General features: G+C 39.3%; 9 protein-coding genes and 1 other RNA gene. All 10 read right to left on the minus strand.

The features are described 5' to 3' along the window. Positions 1-467: 467 nt before the first annotated feature. Positions 468-830, minus strand: a transfer-messenger RNA (tmRNA) gene (gene ssrA, locus QE109_RS03510). A 65-nt stretch (positions 831-895) separates the two neighbouring features. After that, entirely contained in the window at positions 896-1,357 is a 462-nt protein-coding gene (gene smpB, locus QE109_RS03515) for an SsrA-binding protein SmpB (RefSeq protein ID WP_281093013.1), read from the minus strand. 97 nt (positions 1,358-1,454) lie between these two features. After that, positions 1,455-2,270 carry a Cof-type HAD-IIB family hydrolase gene (locus QE109_RS03520; protein ID WP_281093014.1) on the minus strand — a complete coding sequence of 272 codons (816 nt, stop codon included), beginning with the start codon at positions 2,268-2,270 and terminating at the stop codon, positions 1,455-1,457. Between the two features lie 103 nt (positions 2,271-2,373). Further along, positions 2,374-4,488: a ribonuclease R gene (rnr, locus tag QE109_RS03525; protein ID WP_281093015.1), complete on the minus strand. Its 2,115-nt coding sequence runs from the start codon at positions 4,486-4,488 to the stop codon at positions 2,374-2,376. A gap of 265 nt (positions 4,489-4,753) precedes the next feature. Beyond that, the gene (locus tag QE109_RS03530; protein WP_281093016.1) at positions 4,754-6,736 is read right to left on the minus strand and encodes a sodium-translocating pyrophosphatase; all 1,983 of its coding nucleotides are present in this window, start codon (positions 6,734-6,736) and stop codon (positions 4,754-4,756) included. An 88-nt stretch (positions 6,737-6,824) separates the two neighbouring features. Beyond that, positions 6,825-7,058 carry a preprotein translocase subunit SecG gene (secG, locus tag QE109_RS03535; RefSeq protein WP_281093017.1) on the minus strand — a complete coding sequence of 78 codons (234 nt, stop codon included), beginning with the start codon at positions 7,056-7,058 and terminating at the stop codon, positions 6,825-6,827. Between the two features lie 299 nt (positions 7,059-7,357). Then, positions 7,358-8,647 (minus strand): phosphopyruvate hydratase, encoded by a 1,290-nt coding sequence (eno, locus tag QE109_RS03540; protein ID WP_281093018.1) that lies wholly within the window; start codon positions 8,645-8,647, stop codon positions 7,358-7,360. An 83-nt stretch (positions 8,648-8,730) separates the two neighbouring features. Beyond that, entirely contained in the window at positions 8,731-10,257 is a 1,527-nt protein-coding gene (gpmI, locus tag QE109_RS03545) for a 2,3-bisphosphoglycerate-independent phosphoglycerate mutase (protein WP_281093019.1), read from the minus strand. 10 nt (positions 10,258-10,267) lie between these two features. Further along, positions 10,268-11,014 (minus strand): triose-phosphate isomerase, encoded by a 747-nt coding sequence (gene tpiA, locus QE109_RS03550; protein ID WP_281093020.1) that lies wholly within the window; start codon positions 11,012-11,014, stop codon positions 10,268-10,270. 9 nt (positions 11,015-11,023) lie between these two features. Beyond that, positions 11,024-12,220, minus strand: coding sequence for a phosphoglycerate kinase (locus QE109_RS03555; protein ID WP_281093359.1), 1,197 nt, complete (start codon positions 12,218-12,220; stop codon positions 11,024-11,026). Positions 12,221-12,286: the final 66 nt, after the last annotated feature.

The following is a 12,286-nucleotide window of genomic DNA, read 5'->3' on the forward strand; positions in this document are numbered from 1 at the left end:
ATGAGTCACAATTAATCTAGAATCATTTGATTACTTCCACCTATATAACATCCCGTCACGCCCTCCATCTCGACGAATATATAAAAGTTACCTACACTACCCCAGCACTTACACACGGGAGTCGCTCCGCACCGTCGCCGCCTTTTGGCGCGGCTCAGGTGCTCTCACGCCAGGGCCTAAAAAATGTCCCCCGGACATTTTTCTTAACGGTCCGTTCGACTCCCTCCATCTCCACCGATATATGAAAAGTTTCCTACATTATTCCAGCATTTACACGGGAGTCGAGCAGCCACTACGTGTCTGCACCTCTCGCTACGCTCGAGTTCGGCAATCGAAATTGCTTACGCAACTTCTTTGTGCCTCACCTTCGCCCTTGGAGATTCGTCGAATCTCTCGGCTATGGGGTTCGACTCCCAGCTTCGCCAATAAAAGAAAGACCCATGCGTAAGCATGGGCCTTTCTTTTATTGGTGGAGATGGAGGGAGTCGAACCCTCGTCCAAAAACAATTCACTAACACTTTCTCCGAGCGCAGTCGATAATTTAGGTTTCGCCGTGTCTCCCGAGTATCGACACTCTGGAGCGTGGGCTATTTCTATTGTACCGCCAATTTAGATTAGAAAAGCATCTTTGATGGGGACCTCAGCAGGGTTTTGGTCAGCATCCAAAGCGGCTGAGATAAGGCTTTGGGGTGACACTGCCATTAGGCAGCTAGTGCGTAATTATTGTTTGCGTTTATATTTTTGATCCAGTTTTTTTACGTGTACCCCAGATCAAGAACCACGGCTCGCTTACATTAGATCTTCATCCCTGTCGAAACCAGTACATCCCCCTATTAAGCGTTTGATTTCAGGTATGACACTACTCATAACCTGTCATTCTAATTGCTTAGTTGGGTTACTGATTGTACGCTTTAAGCGTTTTCTGGATGTGTCTGTCAGCATCTTTTTTCGCTAAGGTAGCACGCTTATCATAAAGCTTTTTACCTTTTGCAACTGCGATGCTCATTTTTACAAGTCCACGTTCGTTGATGTAGACTTTAAGTGGCACAAGTGTATAACCTTCTCTGGTTGTAAAGTTAAGTAACTTAGCAATCTCACGTTTGTGAAGCAAGAGTTTCCTTACTCTCAGTGGATCTTGATTGTAACGATTGCCAAAATCATAAGGGGTGATGTTCATACCCGTTACGAAGACTTCGCCGTTCTTGATCTCTGCATAAGATTCCTTGATACTGGCCTTACCACCTCTGATGGCTTTTACCTCTGTTCCAAACAGTTCCATACCTGCCTCATAAGTTTCTTCTATGAAAAAATCATGCCAGGCTTTTTTGTTTTGTGCAATTAACTTCATCTCGGCCATAACATGCCTCCTTTCAAAGTGTTCACTTTATGCTGCTTTATTATTCTAACATAGGTTTATGAACGCTTCAATGCGAATCTGTATCCGTAATGTAAATTTAATGGAGTAGACGGTCCAGTGCATAGACCAAACCATCCTCATCATTTGATACTGTAACAAAATCAGCTACTTCTTTTAAAGCTTCCATGGCATTTGACATAGCAACCCCTACGCCAGCATAGGTGATCATATCCATATCGTTTTCATTGTCCCCAAATGCGATGACATCTTCAAGTGGAACATCAAAATACTTTTGTAACGCTTCTATACCAGTGGCCTTAGAAACACCTTTCGCCATCACATCAAATGAGGTCTCCAGTGATTTACACGTTTCAAGACCATCTATTAACTTAAGCTCTGCCATGATGGCTTCAAATACTTCAGGTTTTTCATGGAATAGCCCGATCTTATAGATGGGCATCTTGCCGATTAATGCAGGTAAACTTTCAGGGAATACCACATTAAATTTAAAAGCCTCTGGGAGTGCTGGCATCCCATCACTAAACTTCTTTGCGAGGTTTCGGTTGCTATTGGCATAGATAGTATCCATATCATAAAGATGATAATATGCGCCATATTTCTCGCACACTTCACTTACCATTTGTGCTAACCCCGGTTTAAGTTCAATCGCCTGGATGACTTCACCTGTTTTAAGATGCTTTACCACTGCACCATTACAAGAGATCAAAAATCCATCGTAGTCCAGTTCTTGTGTAATAATCTTACCAGCACCATGCATCCGACCTGTTGCTATGGCAAATATATGCCCAGCATCTATCAGGTCAAAGATGCGCTTTTTAGTCACTTCTGAGATGTGTTTGTTACTCATCAAAAGTGTGCCATCTATATCACTTACAATAAGTTTTTTCTTCATAAATTACCTTTACCTTTAATCCTATTTCAAATTTAATAAATATTAGTACCACTTAAAAAATCATTTAAGTTGATTCTAGTGTATTTTATTTTATACGATCACCTTATGCAAGTTCAAAATCAATCTCTCTAAGTACAGGATCTGCCTTAGAACATACTACTTCGATCTCATCACCAAGTGCATAAATCTTACGTGTTCTCTCACCCACAAGTTGAAGTCTTTGTTCATCGTAGACATAGTAATCATCATCTAATTCAGTGAGACGAATGAGGCCTTCTACTGTGTTCTCAAGCTCTATAAAGAGACCAAATGTCGTAACAGATGAGATGATCCCTGTAAATGTCTCACCAACATGAGATACCATGTATTCTGCCATTTTCATATCGTCTACTTCACGCTCAGCAAGTTCTGCATTGCGCTCACGCTCTGAACTTTGGATCGATACTTCATCCACGATTTTTTTTAGGGCTTGTATTCTCGTTGCACTAAGTTTACCCGCTAACATCTCTTTGATAATCCTATGGATCTGAAGATCTGGATAACGGCGAATTGGTGAGGTGAAGTGGCAATAATACTTCGCTGCAAGTCCAAAGTGACCATCGTTGTTTGGTGAGTATTTCGCTTGTTTAAGCGAACGTAAAGTCATCTTGCTGATGACGTGTTCCTCTTTTTTACCTGTCACTTCGTCGATCAGTGATTTGATCGCCATAGGATGTACTTCTTCTACATTGCCTTTCACTTTGTAGCCAAAGTGGTTCAGGAATTTGTTAAGTGCTTCTATCTTCTCTGGACTTGGCATCTCATGGATACGATACACAAATGGGAGTTCAAGCCAAAACATATGCTCTGCAACAGTTTCATTGGCAGCAAGCATAAAGTCTTCTATAATTTTATGACCGATACGGCGTTCTGCTTTACCGATAAAGATCGGTTTACCCGTACCGTCTAGTTGTATCTTAGTTTCTGCAAAATCAAAATCTATCGATCCACGTCTTTGACGTTTCTCTCGAAGTTTTGCAGCAAGTAATTTCATATTTGCAAGGTCATCTATAATAGCTGCGTAACGCGTTTTAAGTTCTGCCGTTGCTTTATCTTCAAGGATGTCAGATACATCATCATAGTTCATACGCTCAACTGTGTTGATCACGCTCTCACAGATGCGATGCTTCACCACGTCGCCGTTACCATCGATCTCCATGATACAAGATAGTGTAAGGCGGTTTACTTGTGGGTTAAGGCTACAGATGCCGTTAGAGAGTCTCTCAGGGAGCATCGGAATCACGCGGTTAAGGAGATAGACACTTGTCGCACGTTTTAGTGCTTCTTTGTCAAGTTTAGAGTTTTCTTTCACATAGTTGGTAACATCAGCGATATGCACCCCAAGTTCAAAATTGCCATTGTCGAGTTTGACCACGTGTACAGCATCATCCAAGTCTTTGGCATCTTTGCCATCTATGGTGATAACTCTGTATTTTCTAAAGTCTTCACGTTTTGAAATGACAGCTTCATCTACATCAACTGGGATATTCTCAGCTTCTTCAAGTACTTTGTGGTTAAACTCCTCTGGCAGTTTAAACGTTCTGATAATCGATAATATATCTACACCAGGCTCACCCGTTTGTCCAAGGATTTCTACGATTTTACCCTCTGGATTCCTGCGATCTTCAGGCCATTTGCTAATTTCAACCACGACTTTATCGCCTTGTTTTGCACCAAGCGTATGGCTTTTAGAAACATAAATGTCTTTTCTGAGCTTTTTATCATCAGGCACTATAAAGCCGAAATTCTTGCTTTCTTCATAAGTGCCTACGATTTCGGTATTAGCACGATCGACGATCTTGATGATCTCGCCTTCACTCTTTTGATCTTCTCCACCTACTTTTGTAAGTTTGGCTTGTACAAGGTCGCCATTCATCGCACCACCAAGTGCACTTGCAGGGACAAAAATATCTCTCATCGCTACATTTTCAACGATAACAAATCCAAACCCCTTCATGGCGATCTGTACTTTTCCTACATAGATTTGAAAAAACTCAGGCAGGGCATATTTGCCTTTTTTAGTCTTAATAATTTTCGACTCATCTGTTAGTGCGTCAAGGTTTGCTACAAATGTCGAGCGATCAATTGGATCGATTCCCATCGCCGTAAACAAATCCATTTCCAAATAAGGTTTTTCATCATGTTCTTTTAAAAATTTCAAAATATCTTCTTTATTCATGTTGCCTCCTATAGTGTGTAACTTATGGTTATATACTTTCAATTGTCAAATTTTCATATTCGCTTTAAAATTTATACCCGATTTACGGATGATTATCAGAAAAAACTTCAATTATACTTATTATACCATAAAAACATTAAAAATCTGTGTACATCGAGTGTTCAGATTAAGTGACCTTATGTCCTGAGTTAACAAAAAAGAGGATAATCCGGCGACTGCCAAGACTATCCTCTTAAATTTCAATGATACATTTGTTTAACTTTAATTATAACAAAGAACCAAGTTGTAAGAAAAGTGGTGCAAATACAAGTGAAACAATGGTCATTAGTTTGATTAGGATATTGATAGATGGACCTGATGTATCTTTAAACGGGTCACCTACAGTATCGCCAACAACGCTCGCTTTGTGCGCTTCTGATCCTTTACCACCGTAATTGCCTTCTTCAACGTATTTCTTAGCATTATCCCATGCGCCACCAGCGTTTGCCATGAAGATCGCCATAAGCACACCTGTTACAAGTGCACCAGCAAGCATACCACCAAGCGCTTCACCGCCAAGTACCAAACCAACAATGATTGGAACTGATACAGCCATGATACCTGGTAACATCATCTCTTTAAGTGCAGCACCAGTACTGATGTCAACACAACGTGCATAATCAGGTTTTCCAGTGCCTTCCATGATACCTGGGATAGTTTTAAATTGTCTTCTAACTTCTTCGATCATTTGGTAAGCAGCACGTCCAACAGATTCCATCGTAAGTGCTGAGAATATAAACGGAAGCATACCACCAATAAACAGACCCACAACAACCTTAGGATTTAAGATGTTGATCGTCGTAATACCGATTGCTTCAGAATAAGATGCGAAAAGAGAAAGTGCAGTAAGCGCTGCGGAGCCAATAGCAAAGCCTTTACCGATGGCAGCAGTTGTGTTACCAACAGCGTCTAATTTATCTGTGATTTTTCTAACTTCTTTAGGAAGTTCACTCATTTCAGCAATACCGCCAGCATTGTCAGCGATAGGGCCATAAGCATCTACAGCAACAGTGATACCTGCAGTTGAAAGCATACCAACAGCAGCTAAAGCGATACCGTAAAGACCAGCAAATTGATGTGCAATTAAAGTTGCACCACAGATAAATAAAATTGGGAACATCGTAGACATCATACCAACAGCAAGTCCAGAGATAATAGTCGTTGCAGGGCCAGTCAAAGATTGTTCAGCAATTTTTTTAACAGATTTATAATCACCAGAAGTATAGATTTCTGTAACTACACCAATTAAGATCCCACATACAAGTCCAGCAGTAATTGCAAAGAATGCATTTAAATTGCCGAAAAACTGGTTACTTAAGAAGTATGAAGCAACAATAACGATTATACCACTGACATAAGTTGCTTTTTTAAGTGATTTATGTGGATCAGATTTCTCATCACCTCTAACAAAGAAAGTACCGATAATTGAAGCGATAATACCAATTGCAGATAACATAAGAGGGAAAATAGCACCTTCGATGTTATAAGTAATCACACCAAGTGTAATTGCTGCGATAATTGAACCAACATATGATTCAAAAAGGTCAGCTCCCATACCAGCAACATCACCTACGTTGTCACCAACATTATCAGCGATAACTGCTGGGTTTCTAGGATCATCCTCCGGTATACCTGCTTCAACTTTACCAACAAGGTCTGCACCAACATCTGCTGCTTTTGTATAAATACCACCACCAACACGTGCAAAAAGTGCGATTGATGAAGCACCTAGTCCAAAACCTGTGATAATTTGAGCGTCTCTAAAAATAAAATATAAAACACTTACGCCTAATAAGCCAAGTCCCACAACAGACATACCCATTACAGCGCCGCCTGAAAAGGCAACTGACAATGCACGATTCATACCACTTTCTTTAGCTGCATATGCAGTTCTAACATTTGCTTTGGTTGCAACTTGCATACCAAAAAAGCCCGCTAATGCTGAGAAAAACGCACCAAATAAGAAAGATATTGCAGTTTGGTAACTTTGAAGACCAAAAGTAATAGCAAGTGCTAATACGATTGCAAAAATAACTAGAACCTTATATTCGCGTCTTAAAAATGCCATAGAGCCTTCGTGAATATAAGACGCAATCTCGTTCATGCGATCGTGCTTCACCTCTACTGGATTGATTTTTTTCACGACTAAAAAAGCCGCAAACAGTAGCGCAATGATACCAGCGCCTGCCGACAATAATGCATAATTCATTGAATAAATCCTCCCCACAACTTTATGCTTCTCTTGTACTAAAAAAGACAAGAGCAGAAAAAAATATACAACAATTAGCCTAAACTAATTATTGTATATAAGCCATCATCAATGATGATATTATAAAAAATACTGCTGCTACTTTCGTAACTTTGTCAAATTTAGCATCGTAATCTCTTGCTTTGTTTTTACCCCAGATTTGCTCAGCGCCCCCGCCGATTGAACCTGATAATCCCGCAGATTTACCAGACTGTAGTAAAATACTCGCTATTAGTATCAACGATGATATGATCAATAATACTGTTGCTATGGTATATAACATTTCTCCACCTCCTATGAACGGCAATTGTTGTCTACATGGATCAACATTGCAATATTTTTCGTACATATGCATGTAAGGCATGCTTAACATAGGTATTTTACCATACCCATATTAAAATTACAATTAAATCATTTTTATTTTCAAAAAAGCCAAAGGCTTGGTGGTTGCTGTCCACCAAGCCAAGGACCTTGCATAGGTTTGTTACAAGATTTGCTAATTATCTAATTGAGCATGCTCAATGTTGATGCTAATTGTTGTTTTGTTGCAAGTTGTGGGTGTTGCAAGTTGTGGGGATGTTATTATCTTAAGTTGTAGAACGCTGACATACCTGCATAGATTGCATTGTCGCCAAGTTGCTCTTCAATTCTTAACAATTGGTTGTATTTTTCAACACGGTCAGTTCTAGCTGGTGCACCAGTTTTGATTTGTCCAGTGTTAAGTGCTACTGCTAAATCTGCGATTGTTGAATCTGCAGTTTCACCAGATCTGTGTGAAGAAATTGTTGTAAATCCAGCTCTTTTTGCCATTTCGATTGCATCAAGTGTTTCAGTGATAGAACCGATTTGGTTTAATTTGATAAGAATTGAATTTGAAGATTTCTCTTTGATTCCTCTTGATAATCTTTCAGTGTTAGTAACATATAAGTCATCACCAACGATTTGGATTTTGTTACCTAATTTTTCTACCATTAATTGCCATGCTGGCCAATCTTCTTCAGCAAGACCATCTTCGATTGAAATGATTGGGTATTTTTCTACAAGTCCTGCATAGTAATCAACTAATTCAGCAGCAGTAAATTCTCTACCTTCACTTGCAAGCGTATATTTACCAGTTTTTTCATCAAACAATTCATTTGCAGCAACGTCAAGCGCTAACTTGATTTGCTCACCTGGTTTGTAACCAGCTTTTTCAATTGCTTCCATGATAACTTTTAAAGCATCTTCATTTGTAGGAAGATTTGGTGCGAAACCACCTTCATCGCCTACTCCAGTAGCTAAACCTTTAGCTTTAAGAACCGCTTTAAGTGAGTGATAGATTTCAGCACCCCATCTTAATGCTTCTTTAAAGTTTGGTGCGCCAACTGGCATAACCATAAACTCTTGAACATCTACGTTGTTATCAGCATGAGCGCCACCGTTCATAATGTTCATCATAGGAACTGGAAGCGTTTTAGCATTTGTACCACCGATATACTCATAAAGTGTAAGACCAGTAGAATCTGCAGCAGCTTTAGCTACCGCGATTGAAACACCAAGAATTGCGTTAGCGCCAAGTTTAGCTTTGTTTGGCGTACCATCTAATTCTATCATCATTTTATCGATACCAACTTGATCAAACACATCCCATCCTTCAAGTTCAGGAGCGATGATATCGTTTACGTTGTCAACTGCTTTTTGTGTACCTTTTCCAAGGTATCTGCTTTTGTCGCCATCTCTTAATTCTACTGCTTCAAATGCGCCTGTTGATGCACCTGATGGTACTGCAGCTCTACCCATTGAGCCATCTTCTAAATAAACGTCAACTTCTACTGTAGGATTTCCTCTTGAATCAAGTATTTCTCTTGCAAAAACATCTGTAATTACTGACATTTCCATTACCTCCGTTTTATAATTTGGATTGTCCTTTTGGACATATGCTTATGGATTTTCATCCAGTGTTGAAATTTTTCACTCTATTTTACGATAATTGACGTTCCAGTCATTTCACTTGGCACATCGAGGAGCATCAAATCTAAAAGTGTTGGCGTTAAATCACTGAGTTTACCTTCAGTTGATAAAGTAACATTACCCACACCACCTACGATACAAGGGACCTTGTTAATTGAATGTGCTGTCATTGGTTCACCTTTATCGGTTAACATCTGCTCAGCATTTCCATGGTCAGCTGTGATGATAAATGCACCACCTTTTTCTTCAAGTTTTGCTACGATTTTGCCTACACATTCATCAACTGTCTCAACTGCTTTTACCGCTGCTGGTATAATACCAGTATGGCCAACCATATCAGGATTCGCGTAGTTGATGACGATTAAATCATAGTAGTCTCTATCAAGTTCACTTAAAAGTTTGTCTGTCATTTCATAAGCTGACATCTCAGGTTTAAGGTCATAAGTAGCAACTTTGGGCGAATTGATAAGGGCTCTATCTTCACCTGCATTTGGCGCTTCCACACCACCGTTAAAGAAAAAAGTTACATGTGCGTATTTTTCAGTCTCGGCAATTCTTAGTTGGGTTTTGCCAAGTTTAGAAAGATACTCTCCAAGTGTATTGTTGATCGATTGTTGTTTATAAGCAATCTCTATATTTTCGATTGTTTTATCATACTGAGTAAACCCTACATATTTTGTTGGAAAATAAGTACGCTCAAAACCATCGAAATCAACATCTACAATTGCTCTAGTAATTTCTCTTGCTCTATCGGGTCTGAAGTTAAAAAAGATAATTGCATCATTTTCACTTACTGTTGCAACTGGTTTACCTTCTTTTATAATAACCGTTGGTAAGATAAATTCATCAGTTACACCTTGCTCATATGATTTTTCGAAAACTGCAACTGCAGAATCAGAAGTTTCACCAACACCGTTTACAAGCATGTTGTATGACTTTTCAATTCTTTCCCATCTCTTGTCTCTATCCATAGAATAGTAACGACCAGAAATCGTAGCAATCTCACCAAATTCAATTTCACTCATATACGCTTCAAGTTCTTTTACATAACTCATACCGCTAGTTGGTGATGTATCACGACCATCCATAAAACCATGAACGTAGATATTATCAAGACCTTGGTCTTTCGCCATCTTAATAAGCGCTTTAAGATGTTCGATATGACTATGAACACCACCATCAGATAGTAGTCCCCAAGTATGAAGTTTTGTACCATGATCTTTTGCATGCTTCATTGCACCAATGAGTTCAGGGTTTTCAAAGAAGTCTCCATCTTTTATGGACTTAGTAATTCTAGTAAGTTCCTGATATATAACGCGACCAGCACCTATGTTAAGATGTCCTACTTCAGAGTTACCCATTTGTCCCTCTGGTAAACCGACATCTAAGCCACTAGCAGCAATTAATGTATGTGGATATTTTTTGAGTAAGTTATCATAAACCGGTGTTTGAGCTAACTCAACAGCGTTACCTACGGTACTGCTGCTTTGGCCCCAACCGTCCATTATGATCAACGCTGTTGGTTTTTTCATGTAAATCTCCTTAAAAGTTAACCAATTGTAAAAAATCACTTGGCTCTAAGCTTGCGCCGCCAACCAATGCGCCATCGATATCAGACTCGTTCATGATTTCTTCTACATTTGCAGGTTTAACACTTCCGCCGTATTGAATTCTAACTTCTTCTGATACTGCATCACCATAAAGTCCTACAAGAACTTCTCTGATAAATGCAATTACATCATTTGCATCTTGACTACTTGCAGTTTTACCAGTTCCAATTGCCCAGATTGGTTCATAAGCAATAACAACTTTAGGTGCATCAGCTGCAGCAATGCCAGTAAACGCTTCTTCTATTTGAACTTTACAATGAGACTTTGTTTCTCCAGCTTCGCGTTGCTCTAGTGTTTCACCACAGCAAACGATTGGCGTAAGTCCTTTTTGTAATGCTTTGTGTGCTTTTTTGTTAACTGTTTCGTTAGTTTCTCCAAAATACTGACGTCTTTCAGAGTGACCAATGATGACATGTGTCACACCGATATCAAGAAGCATATCAGCACTTACTTCGCCTGTAAAAGCACCTTTGTCTTCAAAATGCATATTTTGAGCACCGATCTTTACAGATGTTCCTTTTGCTGCTTCAACTAAGCTAGGAAGTAATGTATATGGTGCACAGATTAATGCTTCTACATCAGTTCCTTCAACTTCATTTTTTACTGCATTTATAAATGCTACGCCTTCAGCAACTGTTTTGTGCATTTTCCAGTTACCTGCGATTATTGGTTTTCTCATAATTTCCTCCTACTTATCGTTAAGAGCTTCAATCCCTGGTAATGCAATGCCTTCTAAGAATTCTAAAGAAGCACCACCGCCAGTAGAAATATGCGTCATTTGATCGCCAAAACCTAAGATGTTAACAGCAGCTGCACTATCACCACCACCGATGATTGTAGTAGCTGATGAATCAGCAAGCGCTTTTGCTACTGCAACTGTTCCAGCTGCAAAGTTTGAAAATTCAAATACGCCCATTGGACCATTCCAAATGATTGTTTTTGATTTTGAAGCGACATCTGCATATACTTCCGCTGTTTTAGGACCAATATCAAGACCCATATAACCCTCTGGAATATCAATTCCTTCTGTTACAACTACTTCCACATCATTGCTAAACGCATCTGCAACAACATGATCAACAGGAAGTAAAAGTGAAACGCCTTTTGCTTTTGCACTTTCAATCATTTGAAGTGCATATTCTAATTTATCTTCTTCAACAAGTGATGTTCCAATTGTATAGCCTTGTGCTTTCAAGAAAGTATAAGCCATACCGCCACCGATGATCAGTGAATCTACTTTTGTAAGAAGGTTTTCAATGACTTTAATTTTATCAGAAACCTTTGCACCACCTAAGATTGCACAGAAAGGTCTTTCAGGGCTCTCAACAGCTTCACCAAGGAACTTTAACTCCTTTTGGATAAGATAGCCGCAAACTGATGTTTCTACAAACTCAGTCACACCTACCGTCGATGAGTGCGCTCTATGAGCAGTACCAAATGCATCGTTGACAAAGATGTCTGCTAAAGATGCTAAATCTTTAGAAAATGCTTCGCCATTTTTAGTTTCTTCTGCTCTATATCTCGTATTTTCAAGAAGTATAACGTCACCATCTTTCATAGCAGCAACAGCAGCTCTTGCTTTGTCGCCTACTACTTCTACTTCGGCTGGAAATGCTACTTCTTGTCCAAGAATTTCTGAAAGTCTTTTTGCAACAGGTGCTAAGGTATATTTTTCTAAGTTATCTGCTTTAGGTTTACCAAGGTGTGAACAAAGAATAACTTTCGCACCATTTTCTACTAAGTATTTTATAGTAGGTAAAGCACCCATAATTCTATTTTCATCTGTAATAACACTGTCTTTTAAAGGAACATTAAAATCCACGCGAACTAAAACGCGTTTGCCTTTTACCTTGATATCTTCAATTGTTTTCTTGTTAAACATGATAGGCCTCCAATCATACATGAAGTGAACCCTGACTAGGTCAGGGTCCACGATCAGACATAGTCCGAA

The organism is Fusibacter bizertensis, from assembly GCF_029914245.1.
In the GTDB taxonomy this organism is placed as follows: Bacteria; Bacillota; Clostridia; order Peptostreptococcales; family Acidaminobacteraceae; genus Fusibacter_C; species Fusibacter_C bizertensis.

Excerpts from the sequence above, each read along its gene's own strand:
- QE109_RS03520 (WP_281093014.1), bottom strand. The coding sequence starts at position 2,270 with ATGAAGAAAAAACTTATTGTAAGTGATATAGATGGCACACTTTTGATG.
- tpiA (WP_281093020.1), bottom strand. The coding sequence starts at position 11,014 with ATGAGAAAACCAATAATCGCAGGTAACTGGAAAATGCACAAAACAGTT.
- QE109_RS03530 (WP_281093016.1), bottom strand. The coding sequence starts at position 6,736 with ATGAATTATGCATTATTGTCGGCAGGCGCTGGTATCATTGCGCTACTG.
- smpB (WP_281093013.1), bottom strand. The coding sequence starts at position 1,357 with ATGGCCGAGATGAAGTTAATTGCACAAAACAAAAAAGCCTGGCATGAT.
- gpmI (WP_281093019.1), bottom strand. The coding sequence starts at position 10,257 with ATGAAAAAACCAACAGCGTTGATCATAATGGACGGTTGGGGCCAAAGC.
- rnr (WP_281093015.1), bottom strand. The coding sequence starts at position 4,488 with ATGAATAAAGAAGATATTTTGAAATTTTTAAAAGAACATGATGAAAAA.
- eno (WP_281093018.1), bottom strand. The coding sequence starts at position 8,647 with ATGTCAGTAATTACAGATGTTTTTGCAAGAGAAATACTTGATTCAAGA.
- secG (WP_281093017.1), bottom strand. The coding sequence starts at position 7,058 with ATGTTATATACCATAGCAACAGTATTATTGATCATATCATCGTTGATA.